This is a genomic window from Leptospira koniambonensis (genome assembly GCF_004769555.1).
Taxonomy (GTDB): Bacteria; Spirochaetota; Leptospiria; order Leptospirales; family Leptospiraceae; genus Leptospira_B; species Leptospira_B koniambonensis.
Genome location: NZ_RQFY01000004.1, coordinates 1,351,693 through 1,366,285 on the forward strand (window position 1 = coordinate 1,351,693; position 14,593 = coordinate 1,366,285).

Sequence of the window (14,593 nt, forward strand, 5' to 3'; positions counted from 1 at the left end):
ATCTTCTTTTTTCTGAACACAAATCCTTAGTTATGGATCCGTTCTATATTCTCATGTGATATACTGAATAAAATTTGGCCCCGAGAAGTTCGGGGCCAAATCAGATCCTAGAATATAGGAATTAAATTCACAGAAGGTTTTTGGAAAACTCCACCTGAAGGGGCAGTGTACGTAGTAGATTGTAATTCGGTCCCGTTTTGTAAATTATACCGTTTCAAATATGCAGTGCTTTGTGAACCGGAATCGATATATGTAAGAAATACATCTGAGCTGGTTCCTGTACTTACAATATCAATTTCCCTAAAGACATTTGAGCTCGGACTGTTTGGAAATATGTTTGAGGTATAATTCGGAAAAGTTCCGGATACAGATGTCACATATTGTAATGGAACACTTCCGACACCTCCTCGCATAAATGCTAGGATTGTTTCTCCATTCGATAATGCGGCAAGCTGAGCAGAAGATGCATCTCCGCCATTATTATCGTAATAGTAATAACTAGAATTCCAATTAGAACCGTCAGTACTTGTTCGAATCCTAACTCCATTTAATCCAGGGCCCGCAAAAGTAGCCCAGATTTTTTCAGCCGCTGAACCGGCACCTGTTACTACTGCCGATAAAGTATAATTATAAGCACCCGCTCCACTATACGAGGTTAAGTAAGTCCAACTGATACAATCGCTACTTCGATAAATAGCCTGATTTCCTTGCGTATCTGAGTAGTTTAGATAAAAATTCCCTTTAAAATAAACGAATCCGAAAGAAGATAATGTAGAGAAGGTAAAATTACTTGCTGGCAAATCTGTTTTAGGAAAATTCCCAGGAGTAATTTGATTCCGTTGAGCAGAAGCAAAACGAATTATATTTCCTTTCGAATACGCAATATAGCTAAGCCCTCGATCAGGCGCATTTGCGATTTTTATACCTTGGACACCTAAGTTTTGAGGATAATAAGGTATTGGATTCGTCGGCGCAGGGTAAATGGATTGTGCTAAAATTTGTCCTGCGGCAGAGAACCCTCCCGTATAACCTCCACTACTTGTTTCGACAGAAAGAGCCAACTCCATTTGATTCATTGTGATCATTTGATTGGGTTGGAAATCGACGTAATAATTTCCACTTCCAGAGGTACTATGATTTCCGTGAGTCGCAGGACACATACTCTGAGAAACATAAGGTCCGTAATGAAGAGCTCCACATTGGTTACACCATCTCCATCCATCTTGTTGGGAGTTTGGAGAAGTAGAAGTCAAACCTAGAACGTAAGAAGCGCTTCCTGTAGCATTATGCGTTCCTCCGTTTGGGCAAACGTTAGGCGCTCCTGGAGAATCATACCAAATAGCTTGGCAATTTCTACACCAATGCCAATGGTCTTGGTATCCGGATGGAGTTGGCTGTCCGTTACTCAGATAAGGAATTACATAGTTTCCACTTAGTATTGCTTCATGTGGTTTATTATCTCTGGGACAGATACTATTCGGCTGATCCGCTCCACGATAAAAAAGTCCGTTACATTTATGGCACCAAGCCCAATTTGATTGTGCCGACATTCCTGATATCACATCTTGCGCACTTACGGAATGTGTATGAGTAGAACTCAAATTTTTAGCTGAGGATAAAAGACCTGAAAGAAAGGAAACTTCCTTCTCACTCTCGTGTTCGTGGGGATTACAGTTCTCTATAATTGGTAAAAGAATTAGCACCAATAAAGCTGCGCTAATAATACGTGAACGCATAAATGCTCCTTAAATTCAAACGGATTTGAATAATCGTTAGGAAATAAATTGTTAATTCCTTGGAAATGACAAATCGGGGACACATATAATCATAGATTGGAAGCTTTGTATATCGCTCGAATAAGTAGTTTTATTCATTTTTTCTAAAATATAATCCGAGCGTTTAAGATAGATTTAGCGATAACGGGAATAGGTGAAAATGCCTTAAAAGCAGGTAAAATTTACCGATTTCCAGATTGTAGAAACCGGAGAAGTCTAAAGTTTTGTACTCAAAGACTTCTTATGGCAAAGTTAAAGCTAGTACAATTGCCTGTTCCGCCCCCTACGGCCTTTGCAGCTACTGGAAATGTTCCTTTGGCCGCGGGATGTTTAGCTGTATCTGCTCGGGAGAATGGCCTGGAAAAAAAAGGTCTGGAGCTAGAAGTTCTGGATCCTGATATCACTGATAAAGAAGGTGATAGCCAGCTTGCGGATAGGATTGCAAAAGATGAGCCTGAGTTTTTGGGCTTCTCACTTTATCTTTGGAATACTGAAAGAAGCCTTCATCTCGCAAAAGAAGTAAAACGTAGATCTCCATCCACTAAGATCTTAATTGGTGGACCTGAAGTAAATCCAGACAATCCGTTTGTTCTTTCTGAAACAGGTTATGATATAGCAGTCTCCGGAGAAGCAGAGCATACATTCTTTGCTCTTATGGATACACTTCTTAAAAAAGAAGATCCAAGAAAATTACCGAATATCGCAGTCAGAGAACAAGATGGAAAGATGGGAATGTTTTCCAGAGAGGAGAATGCTTCCTTTCCACTGACGAGTTATCCTTCTCCATATCTTCAGGGATTTGTGCCTGTGGATCCGGCAAGATCTACTTACTTGGAGACCGTAAGAGGCTGTAGATCTCAATGTACGTATTGTTTTTATCCTAAGAGTAGTAATGTATTAAGAACTTTAGATATTCCTGAGACGATCAAACTTCTTGCTAATTTAAAAGATAAAGGCGCCAAAGAATTAGTATTCTTAGATCCAACATTCAATCATAGACCTGGTTTCGAAGAATTTTTAGATGCAATCATAGATGTAAACTCAGACAGATCCATGACTATGTTCGGAGAATTAAGATCTGAAGGAATTACTGAGAAGATCGCAGACAAACTTGCATTAGCAGGTTTCAATCGGATCGAATTAGGAATGCAATCCATCAATAAGGAAACCTTAAAGCGTGTGAAACGTTTTGGAAGTCCGGAGAAGGTTGCTGAAGCAGCGAGAATGTTGGCTGATAGAGGAATTGAACTTTTATTAGATCTGATCATCGGGCTCCCTGGAGATACTCCAGACGATGTGATGGAAGGGATCGAATTCTTTTATGGACATGGACTAGGAGAATGGGTCCAAGTATTTCCGTTATCTATTTTGCCTGGAACTGCAATGAGAAAAGATGCAGAGTCAGAAGGTCTGGTTTATCTTCCTAAACCTCCTTATAGAGTGATCCGAACTCCTAATTTCAGTGCAGAAGCTCTTAGTTCTACTTTATTCCGTTCAGAAGATAGATTGGATAGAAGGTTGGATGAAACTCCTCGAAGTCTCTTGTCTGATCCTGATCCCTCAGTTGCAGATATATTTTCCTTTTCTCCAGGACTCGCAGAAAAATTCGGATTAGAAGATTTTTCCATCTCAGGTGCAAGACATGTTTCTATTTGGTGGAGAGGAGATAATTTAGAAAAATCTAAAAAAGAATTCTTTGATAGATTAAATTATCGATTTGCCAAAGATCCTTTTGCAGTCACTGATCTGGTTTTGTATCCTAAAACTTCTTTTGATCCTGAATTAATTACAGAGATTATGGAAGAATTTTCCAAGGTCCCTGCATCTTATCTTTCTCGCACACTCGCTCATCGTGGTGAAAATATGCTTCATAGGATCGTTCTTGTTCTTCCTCATGGAGTTTCTTTCCCATTAGAATGGGTTTCTGAAATTAGAGAATATATTCCTGTTTTTCAAGAAATGGAATGGGAAGAAGCAGTCCAAAAATCAGCAGAGCTTGGGGGAGAATTTCCAGGAGCAAGGATCATTTCTAAAAACGAGAACTCGGCCGCATGGAAAGTCCTAAAAGAAAATGCAGATCCTGAATCTGTAACATTTGCAGATAGAGTTTTAGAAAAACGCTGGTGTTGGGAAATTTTAGGTTATTCTGAGAAGTGATCAACTAAACTAAAACGCCGCAGCAATTTTTTCAAAAAATTAACTTCTGACGATTTTATACAATTTTTCTGCCTAGTTTACTGTTAGGATTTTTCCATTATTGGAGAATAGAATGTTGAACAACCGCAAAAAAGTATACGATTTCCCTCATAAAGCAATTCGTTATGGGATCTCAAAATTTGTGCAAGAATCAGGACGAACTGATTATTCCGATCCAAAAGATATACTCCAACTTTTAGAATTAGGAAAAGAGATCTTTCTAATGTTAAAAATTCACGCGAGAGACGAAGAAGGAGTGAGCCTTAAACATTTGGAAGAAAAAGACCCGCAAGCTTCTCAGAAAGACAAAGAAGAACATAAATATCTGGAAGAAAAAATAAAAGAATTAGAATCACTTTTAGATAGGATCAAAGAAGAAGGTGAGCAGGCGCAGGTTTTATCCGAAGATTTTTACACAAAGTTAATTCGTTTCCAAACAGATTATTTTTCTCATATGACAAGAGAAGAAGAGGAAACCCAAACTAGATTACATGTGTACTTTTCAGATGCTGAATTGGATGATCACCAAAAAGAGATCATGAGTTCTTTGGGTGGAGATGAACTTAAAATTTGGGCCAAATATTTGATTCCAAATGTTCCTACTCCGATCAAAAATAGATTCGAGGAAATGTTAAAAACTTTCTCCTGAACTTCGGTATTGGTTTATTATAAACCATATAACTCACTTGATTTTTGGACTGATATCCTATAAGATCTTTGTATGAAGTCGGATAAATCCGAGGTATTAAAAGAATTTCGCACTCTTCCTGGAGTGGGAAAGGTAATCGCAGAAGATCTTTGGAATTTGGGAGTTCGCAGTAAAGCAGAACTTGCTAAACTAGACCCTGAAAAATTATACCAAGAAATTTGTGAATACCAAGGTGGTCATGTTGATCTATGTATGCTGTACGTATTTCGTTGTGCAGTATATGTTTCTGGGACTTCCGATCCTGAACCAGAAAAAATGAAATGGTGGTTCTGGAAGGACAAACAGCTTGTCTGATTTGATCCGAATTTCCTGGACCCATAAAGAATCTCCCGAAACTTACACAGTTCTTCCGGGAGAAGAATGCGTAATTGGAGTCCAAACCAAGGGAAAAATTTCTTTAGCTTCGGGCAAACAGTCCAAGGCTCTTGCCAAGGCAGGGATCACTGGTATCTTAAGAGGACCAAGAACATTCATCTCTGAAAAAAATACAAAATCACTTTTGGTTTATATTTCTCCCTTAGTTCTTTCCAGAATGATCTCTGTGCCGATGGACCAGATCAGCGATTCAAGTTTATCTTTAGAAGATCTGTTTTCTAAAGAAATGATCTCTGGATTAATAGCAGATTGTGAAGAAGCGGATTGGAAAGGACAGGAGGCATCTCAGGGGCTGGAGAAATTTCGGAACCTTCTTCCCATAAAAGAAGAAAAGGAAAAATTTTTACCAGAAGCAGTGCTTAGGATCAAATCATCGCTCGGAGAAATTGGGATCAAGAGTTTAGCGGAAGATCTGGGTGTGAGCCAAAGCAGTTTAGAAAGAGGTTTCAGATCCAGAGTAGGATTAAGTCCGAAAGAATACGCAGGACTTGTCCGGTTTAGGAATATATTCAGATTTTATAATTCTTCTTCCAATCTTACTGAACTCGCCTTAGAGGCGGGTTATTATGACCAGGCACATTTTATTCGTGAATTTAAGAAGAAAACTGGCTTTAGTCCAAAACAGTGGTTTCGGGAGAATGCGAGCGTAGGATTAAATCCTAATTTTTAGAAAAGAATTCTCTTTTGACTGCAGGATGTTTTTTGATTAAATCCAAGGATTTTGCGATCAATATCTTAGCTTCAGGAGAATGATTCCAAACATTTAAGCCGGATGGATGAGGTAAAGGGATCCAATCCAATTCCACTCCATAATAGTTTTTCTTAAACTTCTTACCTATAACCTCATCCAATTTGTATTTTTTATCTTCTACCAATTGATCGATCGCGAGTTTTCCTATCGGAATGATGAGTTTAGGTTTATTGAATTCAACTTCGAAACGTATATATCTGGAACAATTTTCTACTTCGGAAGGATTTGGTTTTCTATCTCCACTTTTTGCTTTGCCTGGGAAACATCTGCAAACCGCGGCCATATTTACCTTAGATCTATAAACTTCTTCTTCTATCCCTATGGATAAAAACCATTTGAATAAAGTTTTACCCGCGGTGTATGCGAATGGTTTTCCGAATTTTTCTTCATGGATGCCGGGAGCCTGGCCTATGCTCATAATTTTTGCGCCAGGAATTCCACCTTGCACAGGATTGCCCACCATGTCAGGACAAAGTCTGCAATGAAGTAATGTCTCTATATGTTTTTTGAATTTTTGAGAATCGTTCATCCGAAACGGATCAAGGTGATAAAAGTTTCCAAGCCTCTTTGGAAGTGCTACCTACTCGGATCAGACTTTTTAATTTAGTAAGTTCTAAAATTTTATTCACTTGAGAAGAAGGGGAGAAGACTGCGATTCCACCCTTGCCGCTCTTTACTAGTCTGGAATGTGTCGCCATAAAAACTCCCAGTCCGGAAGAATCTATATATTTCACATTTTCCATATTCACTAGAAGATAAATAAATCCTCGATCGAGTAGATGAAAGAATCTTTCTTTCATGATCTGGGCTGAGTATAAATTGATCTCACCAGAAATTTTTACAACGACTGCTTCCTTAGGAAGACCTTCCGGAATATTGTCCTGATCTAGAAATACACCTAACTCGGGTGCATCATGATCAAAATCTTTACTGTCCAGGTTCCAAGGAGTATCTGCCATAATGTTGTTCGCTTATTTTTACCGAATGCGAAGACTATCGAATTACTAGCCGTTTCTGCAAGGATTTTATCCCATTTTTCAACGATCTAAATATCTTCTCTTACACCTTCTGAGATAGAGAATTTATAGATCTTTGCATTTAGTCCGAATTTTTGGAAATATTCCTTTTCGAATTTGGAGAATAAGGAAGAAGATCTGCCTTCTTTGTCTAGAACTAGGACACAACCTCCAAATCCTCCTCCAATCATTCTAGCCCCTAATGCATATTCAGAGCGGAACCATTCTACTATAAAATCTGTTTCTTCACAGGAGACTTGGAAGTTTTTAGAGAGAGATTCATGGCAAGAGTAAAGTTCTTCTCCTACCTTCTCTGCATTTTTATCCTTTAAGGAGCGGATAACGTTTTGGGCTCTGGATCTTTCTCCTAAAATATGAGTGGCTCTTTTAAATTCGGCCGGAGTTAATCCTGCTTTTTCGATTAGAGAGAAGTCTGCTTGGCTTAAGGTTTGAACCTCTGGAGAAATTTTATTACATTTTGAAGTCGCAGATTCTACTTCTTTTCTTCTGTCGTTGTATGCGCTTTCTTTTAGACTATGTGGAACATTCGAATCTATGAGATAAAATTCATAACCAGGAAGATCTATATTGTGATAAGAATATTCTAAACTTTCTGTATTCAGGGAAATACAAGAAGAAGGTTTTGCTACTGCGATCACGAATTGGTCCATGATCCCACAGTTAACACCTACAAAATGATTTTCCGCGGCCTGAGCGAGTACTGCAATCTTCTCCTTTGTAATTTCCCAGTCGAAAATTTTAGACAGAGAAAATGCTACCCCAACTTCTACAGCTGCAGAAGAAGAAAGTCCAGCGCCTTGGGGAATGTTTCCTGTAAAAGCGAGATCGAAACCTTCTATCTTTAAGCCTAATTTAAGAGCTTCTGAGATGACTCCTAAGATATAATTCGCCCAAGGTTTTTCTTCTGAGTAGGTAAGTTCTTTTGTTACAAATTCGGATTTGAAATCCAAGGAATACAATCTGAAAGTCCCGAGTCCGTTTGTCCGAATAGCAAAGTGCGTTCTGAAATCGATTGCTGCAGGAAATACCAGACCACCTGCGTAATCCACATGTTCACCTATAATATTCACTCTCCCTGGCGCGGAGAAAAAACGAATTGGACCTAGGCCAGGAGCTTCTGGAAAAGTATGGGAAAGAGAAGAGGAAAGATTCTCTCGGATAGAAAGAGACATTCTGGAAAATAAAATCTAAGACTTAAATACTTACAAGGGATTTTGGAAAATTAGAACATTGAATTGTTTCGTTTTTCCTTGCTATTCCAATTAACATAAGTAATTTGTCTCGGATGTCCGATTTTGAGGAAGACCGATGGCCTTTTCTTTAGAAATAAACGATAGATTTGCCTCGGAGTTTGCAGATCGTCAAACCTATGATCTCTTATTAAAAGAGTCAGGCATTGCTTTACAAAATCTTCTCTCCGGAAAATCCCCTGGCTCCGAATTTTTAGGATGGGTTCGACTTCCCCAAGAGATCCAAAGAGCAGAATTAGATAAAATTCATTCTGAAGCACAAAGACTTAGAGAACAATCCGAGACTATCGTAGTGATAGGGATCGGAGGTTCCTATTTAGGAGCTAAGGCGGTCATCGAGGCTTCTAAACCTTATTTCAAAACTCCAAGTTTAGGATCACCCGAGATCGTTTATGCGGGACATCATTTAGATGCACGTTATCATTCAGAACTTTTAGAATATTTAGAGAATAAAGAATTTTCTATCAATGTGGTTTCTAAGTCTGGAACTACTACTGAACCCGCTTTGGCATTTCGTTTACTTTGGGATCTTGCCAAAAAAAAATACGGTGCAAAAGCAAAAGATAGAATAGTCGCCACTACAGATAGTTCTAAAGGTGCTTTAAGAAAAATGTCGGAAGAGTTGGGATTTACAACCTTCTCGATTCCGGATAACGTAGGTGGAAGATATTCAGTTCTAACGCCAGTTGGTCTCTTTCCAATTGCTGCTTCTGGAGTGGATATATTTTCTTTCTGGGAAGGGTTTTCTGAGGCTGCAGACTTTCTGATCTCGGAAACTTCTCCTCATAAAAATACTGCATGTATTTATTCAGCTTACAGAAATCTATTTTATAGATCTGGAAAGAAGATAGAAGTGATCGCAAATTATAATCCTTCTATCCGTACTTTGACCGAATGGTGGAAACAATTATTCGGAGAAAGTGAAGGCAAACAAGGTAAGGGAATTTTTCCTGCTTCTGTAGAACTGACAACTGATCTACATTCTCTTGGGCAATATTTGCAGGAAGGGGAACGTAATATTTTCGAGACTGTTCTTTATTCCAAAAGTACTGGTGGAAAGGTATTGGTTCCTAAGGATTCAGATGATTTGGATGGTCTGAATTTTTTAGCTTCTAAGAACTTGGAAGAAGTAAACTTACAGGCATTTCTTGGCACTTTAGTAGCACACTCGGAAGGCGGGATACCATGTTTGGAGATTTTGTTTCCGGACACCGGACCTAAAAGCCTAGGCCAAATGATGTATTTTTTTGAATTAGCCTGCGGAGTTTCGGGGAATGTGCTAGGTGTAAACCCGTTCGATCAGCCTGGAGTAGAGGCTTATAAAAAAAATATGTTCGCATTACTGGGAAAACCAGGTTTTGAAAATTTAAGAGAATCCCTTCGTCAAAAAGGAGTCTAAGCAAAAAGAAACATTTTGGAATTGATCGGTTTTTCACTTATCATTTCGGAAAGATTTTTCTAAAAGCTTGACAGAGATTCGTTCAGGTTTCGGATTAGATTCAGTATGGTCCTAAGAGGAAAAAAACTAAGGTTCGTTTCGGCTTCCTTAGCCCTATTTACTCTATTATTCTTTCTCCATTCCGGACCATCCAACAGCCCTTATCCCGGGAAGAAGTCCGACCAATCACAAACAATCATCGGACAAGAGACTGATATAGAAGAATTAAGCGATCTCGCCGAAACCTCCGATCCTTCGGAAACGGTTTGGGGAGATTTTTTAACTTCTAAGATAAATACTCCAGGTCTCTCTAACTCAAATCCTTCCCGCCAGGATAGGTTTCAATTTCTACACAATAAATTATTATCTCAGCATCTGCTGAATATTCCTCCACCATCTATCTCCTAATCTAAAGTTCGAAAGCCAAGATCGACCCTAGTCGTACTCCGCTTTCAGCCAAGCGTTGCCTTGTTTTGCGCTCAAAATAGAATTTTCGGAGATCACATCGTAATATTTTCCCATCCAATATAGCACCAATTTAGCCGGTCCCAGGTTTTGGGCTTAGGCCTTCCCCGGGACCGGTTTCTTTTTCAATCTCACATCTATAAAAAAAGGCAGACAGAGACTTTAATCTTCCGATACTTTTGCGGGGAGCCAGAACTCCGTAAGCGGATGGAAATAGAATTAGCCAAAAAGGAACGTTTGATCCGAGGGATGGAACTCGGAAAAAAGATCGTTCTTCATGGAGTGGTACTTTCCCAATATTATAAATCCAACGTGGAGAATTATCTCCGATTCTGTTTGGAATATTACCAAAAGACTGATATTCTTCCTCCTTCTCTTTCCCTCATTTATTCCCTGCTCGAAATGGCCTTCAAAGAAAATTGTAGGAATTCCTACTATATGGAGAAGGGCTGGGATCCTCTTAGTTCCGAATCATTCACCGAAAGAGAAGCTGAATTTGAGACAAATTGGGACTTCTCCGATCCATTAAAATTACGAAACAGATTAAAAGAGGAAGGTTCCATACTTAGGACCACGATCCATCACTCCGGCTCAGGAGTTTCTTTAGAGATCGCAAATTTAGCTCCAATTACTTCTGAAGCAGAAGAAGCGTTAACAGAATATCTTTCCAGAGCAAAATCCTACCAAGATCTTTCAGAATATTACGAAGATTACCCTTTCGACGAAGAAGGCAGAGAGATAGGGATTGCATTAGCTATATTACAATTTAAGGAAATAGGATTGGATCCGAACCTTCTTAGATTTGATACAATGGAAGGAGAACATGTCTTCCGCTTAGAGATTGGTTTTGATGGAGAAATTCTTTCTCTCAGGACCAAGCTGGAAAATGACGAAGATGTTCGGCCTTTCCGATTCCATTCTCAAGCGGAGAAAGACGGAGAAACCATTTCTCCTTGGAAAATTTCAGTTTGTAAGATTTGCGGAAGGACAGTGGATGATAGGATCTTCTTTCATACTGTTCCTGCTGATGTCGTCGCAAAAGCAAAAGATCTACCTTTCACGGAAGAAGTTTGTGCTTGGTGTTTGTCTGGCTATTTGAAATTATAGATCAGACAGGTAATATCTTCTATATTATGTAATTATGATACAATCTACTTATTATCCTCCTAAACCTATACGTCTTTCTGGAGATCGTGTAGAACTTGTGCCTCTAGGTTTAGAACATATAGATGGACTGACAGAAGCCCTACATGATGGAGAACTTTGGAAACTTTGGTATACAAATATTCCTGAACCGGAAAGAATGAGTGCCTGGATCCAAAAAGCACTAGAAGAACAAGAAGCAGGACTTTCTCTTCCATTTGCTGTGATCCGAAAAGAAGATTCAAAACTTTTAGGAACTACCAGATATTTGAATATAGAAAAGGATGCTCGGAGATTAGAGATAGGAGCGACATGGTATCCTAGATCAGTCCAAAAAACATTTGTGAATACAGAATGTAAACTTTTGCTATTGGAACATGCATTTGATACTTTAGGTTGTATCGCAGTAGAATTCAGGACACATATTATGAATTTATCATCCAGAAAAGCGATCGAGAGATTAGGCGCAAAACAAGACGGGATACTCAGAAATCATCGAATTAGTAAAAACGGCACCTTAAGAGATACCGTTGTTTATAGCATTACGAAAGAAGAATGGCCCACAGTAAGAGGAAATCTTTTGTTTAAACTGGGAAAGCCACAGGTTTAAACAAATTTAATATTATTTCCAGTTTTCCGAAACTCCGTCGATCACACCATAAATTTGTGCTTCTGAAGGAGTGAGCCAAAGATCTCTATCTGTATCTCTTTCCACAACTTCTAAGGGCTGGCCTGTTCTTTCGGAAACGATACGATTGATCTCCTTCTTATCTCTTTCGATCATAGAAGCAAAAATTCCGATATCAGTTGCCTTTGCTTGGTAAGTTCCTGGAACATGAGGTTGGTGTAACATGATCCTGCTATGAGGGAATGCGAATCTTTTACCTTTTGTCCCGGAAAGAAGAAGTAATGCGCCAAAACTTGCAGCGAGTCCCATACAAACAGTGCTCACATCATTTGGGATCAGGTCCATGGTATCCAAAATAGACATACCAGAAGTGTTTGCACCTCCAGGACTATTGATCACAAGTGTGATATCCTTTTCCGGATCTTGATTAGAAAGATATAATAAACGCTCCACAACATATTTTGCGGAAGAATCATCCACCTGACCCCAAAGAAAAATTTTCCTTTCTTTGAGTTGGTTGTCCTCCATGCGGAGTCCCGGAAATTGGATTGGTTCTACTAAAGTATCAGTCATTCTATTCTCCGATCAGGAAGCGATTGCCATAGGTCCATGTAGGACCTCCAACCAATCTTTTCTGTCTGATTTATTCAAAAGTTGTCTACGTAATAATTCTCTACTTCTTCTCAAACGGTTTTTTAAATTACCGATTGGGATCCCTGTTTTTTCAGTGATCTCTTCGTAGCTCATCTCACCGAAATATCTTAGATTTAACAGTTGTTTCTCTTCGTTTGGAAGTTCGTCTAACGCTTCTAAAACTTCTGTTCTCCAAGTATCTCCAGAACGAGGAGCAGCCTTGGTGATCTCAGGATTTAATTCAGTCCCAAGAAGATCTTTTTTTCTTAAGATACGATCTGAATGTTTCAGTACTAACCTTCTGAGTAAGAACGGAAACGCCTCCGGCTGCCTGAGAGATGGAAGAACTTTCCAAGCTTCTAAAAATACCTCTTGGCTTAGATCTTCTGCCTTGGATTGGTCTCGGATCCTTTTGATAGCCTGACTACTGACGTATTTTTCGAAACGGGTCATTAACTCCGTCCAAGCCGGTTCTTCTCCCTTGGAAGCTTCTGTGACTAGTACTTTAAAATCGCGCATATCTGTTAGAGGGTCCCAGTTTGCATTTTGGGGTGTACGGATCTAAACTATTTTTGCATTTTCGGGACTACTGACCTTGGTCTAGATTCAGGAAATTCTACTCTGGACCTAGATGTAGGAGCTCCTACAGGAGGTTTTTAGTATTCTATCTCTGTGTGCTCCGTGGTCTCTGTGTGAAAGTATTGAATAGACCGAATTGGAAAGGAAGGAAAAATTTAAGAAATGAGAATCAGCTCTGAACATAGACCTTGGCCAGTTCCTAAAGCAGGTTGGAGAATGAAACAGATTTGGCATGATCTATTATTCGTTCATTGGCCTTTGCCAGTTTCTATGATCCGACCTTTTGTTCCTAAACGTTTAGAAATTGATACCTTTGAAAACCAAACTTGGATTGGAGTAGTGCCATTTCATATGAGTGGGATTAGAATGAGAGGTTTACCAGTAATGCCGATCGCTTCTCGTTTTCCTGAAATTAACGTTAGAGTGTATGTTACTATAGATGGAAAACCAGGAGTATATTTTTTCAGTTTAGATGCAGAGAGTTGGCTTGCAGTGAAAGTTGCGAGGGCATTCTATCATCTTCCTTATTATCTGGCGAATTTCAAAGTTATTGAAAAAGAAAATAGGATTTACTATCAATCCCAAAGAACTTCTTCCAAGAATAGATTTTGTTTCCAGGCAGAATACGGACCGACTTCAGATGTCTTTTTAGCAAAGAAGGGGAGTTTGGATTATTGGTTAACTGAAAGATATTGTTTGTATGCTAATAATAAAAATTCTTTATATAGATGTGAAATCTTGCATGAGCCTTGGCCTCTACAAAAAGCGGAAGCTAACATTTTGCAGAATACAATGGCTGACCTAGAAGGGATCCGACTTCCGGATATAAAACCACTCTATCACTTTTCCAAGAAGATAGAAGTATTGACTTGGGGTTTAGAAAAAGTTTAAGATAGAATTTTGTTTTTAAATTCTATCCAATCTTTCACGAGACGATCTGAAAAATCAGTATCTTTATATTTCTCATAAAACTGCTTTTCTCCTAGATCCAAAAAGTTGCCTTCGAAAATTTTTCCGCCTAGACGATTTTTGGCGGAAAGTTTACGAAATGTATCTGCAAGATCATAAGATTTATTTGGTTCCAGATCGGAAAGGCATTCTGCTTTCATCCAAGAAAGTCCCAGATAAAAATATCCCCCCGGTGTAAATTTGACCATGTCGTCATGTAAACTAAGTCCAGTATAGGTCGCGTTTTCAGGGATTTTAGATAAGTATAATATACAATCGAATTTATTTTGTTCTTCTTGGCTCGGCCAAGGATTAAAACCTGATTCCGGAAAAAGAATAAAATCAGGATTTAAAACTAAGAATTTATCTTTCGAATTCCAAAATCTTTCGATTCCCGTACGAATTCCTCCACCAGTTCCTAAAATTTCAGGAGTTTCTGTGGAGAAGTTTAACTGAAAGTCTTTAAAACCTTTAAGTTCTTCTTGTATCTTTTCTCCTAGATAATGTAGGTTTAGGAGCCCATCTTTTACTCCCCAGGATTTAGCATGAAATAGAGAGTAATAGATGAGAGGAATATTATTTATTTTTAAAAGAGGTTTAGGAAGAACTTTTGTCCATTCTCCCATTCTGGTCCCGAAACCTGCGCATGGAAAGAATGCTTTCATT

The 14,593-nt window shown here is 38.8% G+C and carries 15 protein-coding genes; 8 read left to right on the forward strand and 7 right to left on the reverse strand.

What is annotated here, in order from left to right; all coding sequences use genetic code 11:
- Positions 1-107 precede the first annotated feature (107 nt).
- Positions 108-1,736: a hypothetical protein gene (locus EHQ52_RS10320; RefSeq protein ID WP_135615102.1), complete on the reverse strand. Its 1,629-nt coding sequence runs from the start codon at positions 1,734-1,736 to the stop codon at positions 108-110.
- A 282-nt stretch (positions 1,737-2,018) separates the two neighbouring features.
- On the opposite strand from EHQ52_RS10320, the gene EHQ52_RS10325 reads away from it, so the two are divergent.
- From EHQ52_RS10325 to EHQ52_RS10340, 4 genes are all read left to right on the forward strand, one after another.
- The gene (locus tag EHQ52_RS10325; protein WP_135615103.1) at positions 2,019-3,932 is read left to right on the forward strand and encodes a B12-binding domain-containing radical SAM protein; all 1,914 of its coding nucleotides are present in this window, start codon (positions 2,019-2,021) and stop codon (positions 3,930-3,932) included.
- 112 nt (positions 3,933-4,044) lie between these two features.
- Positions 4,045-4,620, forward strand: a complete 576-nt coding sequence (locus tag EHQ52_RS10330; RefSeq protein WP_135615104.1) for a hemerythrin domain-containing protein — start codon at positions 4,045-4,047, stop codon at positions 4,618-4,620.
- Positions 4,621-4,692: 72 nt separating this feature from the next.
- Entirely contained in the window at positions 4,693-4,974 is a 282-nt protein-coding gene (locus EHQ52_RS10335) for a helix-hairpin-helix domain-containing protein (protein WP_135615105.1), read from the forward strand.
- Positions 4,967-5,725, forward strand: a complete 759-nt coding sequence (locus EHQ52_RS10340; RefSeq protein WP_135615106.1) for a helix-turn-helix domain-containing protein — start codon at positions 4,967-4,969, stop codon at positions 5,723-5,725. Before EHQ52_RS10335 ends, EHQ52_RS10340 begins: the two co-directional genes overlap by 8 nt.
- On the opposite strand, the gene EHQ52_RS10345 is transcribed toward EHQ52_RS10340, so the two are convergent.
- From EHQ52_RS10345 to galK, 3 genes are all read right to left on the reverse strand, one after another.
- Positions 5,715-6,335, reverse strand: coding sequence for a uracil-DNA glycosylase family protein (locus EHQ52_RS10345; protein WP_135615107.1), 621 nt, complete (start codon positions 6,333-6,335; stop codon positions 5,715-5,717). The two genes, EHQ52_RS10340 and EHQ52_RS10345, sit on opposite strands and share 11 nt — an antisense overlap.
- Positions 6,336-6,345: 10 nt before the next feature.
- On the reverse strand, positions 6,346-6,765 hold the full coding sequence (locus EHQ52_RS10350) for an STAS domain-containing protein (protein WP_135615108.1): 420 nt from the start codon (positions 6,763-6,765) through the stop codon (positions 6,346-6,348).
- An 86-nt stretch (positions 6,766-6,851) separates the two neighbouring features.
- Complete coding sequence (galK, locus tag EHQ52_RS10355; RefSeq protein ID WP_135615109.1) at positions 6,852-8,015, reverse strand: galactokinase; 1,164 nt, start codon at positions 8,013-8,015, stop codon at positions 6,852-6,854.
- Between the two features lie 136 nt (positions 8,016-8,151).
- On the opposite strand from galK, the gene EHQ52_RS10360 reads away from it, so the two are divergent.
- From EHQ52_RS10360 to EHQ52_RS10375, 3 genes are all read left to right on the forward strand, one after another.
- On the forward strand, positions 8,152-9,492 hold the full coding sequence (locus EHQ52_RS10360) for a glucose-6-phosphate isomerase (RefSeq protein ID WP_135615110.1): 1,341 nt from the start codon (positions 8,152-8,154) through the stop codon (positions 9,490-9,492).
- A 711-nt stretch (positions 9,493-10,203) separates the two neighbouring features.
- Entirely contained in the window at positions 10,204-11,103 is a 900-nt protein-coding gene (locus tag EHQ52_RS10370) for a hypothetical protein (RefSeq protein WP_135615111.1), read from the forward strand.
- Between the two features lie 34 nt (positions 11,104-11,137).
- Positions 11,138-11,749 (forward strand): GNAT family N-acetyltransferase, encoded by a 612-nt coding sequence (locus tag EHQ52_RS10375; protein WP_135615112.1) that lies wholly within the window; start codon positions 11,138-11,140, stop codon positions 11,747-11,749.
- Between the two features lie 12 nt (positions 11,750-11,761).
- Here EHQ52_RS10375 and EHQ52_RS10380 read toward each other — a convergent pair whose 3' ends face one another.
- Both EHQ52_RS10380 and EHQ52_RS10385 read right to left on the reverse strand, forming a co-directional pair.
- A complete protein-coding gene (locus EHQ52_RS10380) occupies positions 11,762-12,340 on the reverse strand; it encodes an ATP-dependent Clp protease proteolytic subunit (RefSeq protein WP_135615113.1) in 579 nt (192 codons plus the stop codon).
- Positions 12,341-12,352: 12 nt separating this feature from the next.
- Complete coding sequence (locus EHQ52_RS10385) at positions 12,353-12,919, reverse strand: RNA polymerase sigma factor (protein ID WP_135615114.1); 567 nt, start codon at positions 12,917-12,919, stop codon at positions 12,353-12,355.
- Positions 12,920-13,141: 222 nt separating this feature from the next.
- On the opposite strand from EHQ52_RS10385, the gene EHQ52_RS10390 reads away from it, so the two are divergent.
- A complete protein-coding gene (locus tag EHQ52_RS10390; RefSeq protein ID WP_167492201.1) occupies positions 13,142-13,870 on the forward strand; it encodes a YqjF family protein in 729 nt (242 codons plus the stop codon).
- Here the strand turns inward: EHQ52_RS10390 and EHQ52_RS10395 are convergent.
- Positions 13,867-14,592: an NTP transferase domain-containing protein gene (locus tag EHQ52_RS10395; RefSeq protein ID WP_135615115.1), complete on the reverse strand. Its 726-nt coding sequence runs from the start codon at positions 14,590-14,592 to the stop codon at positions 13,867-13,869. The two genes, EHQ52_RS10390 and EHQ52_RS10395, sit on opposite strands and share 4 nt — an antisense overlap.
- Position 14,593 lies beyond the last annotated feature (1 nt).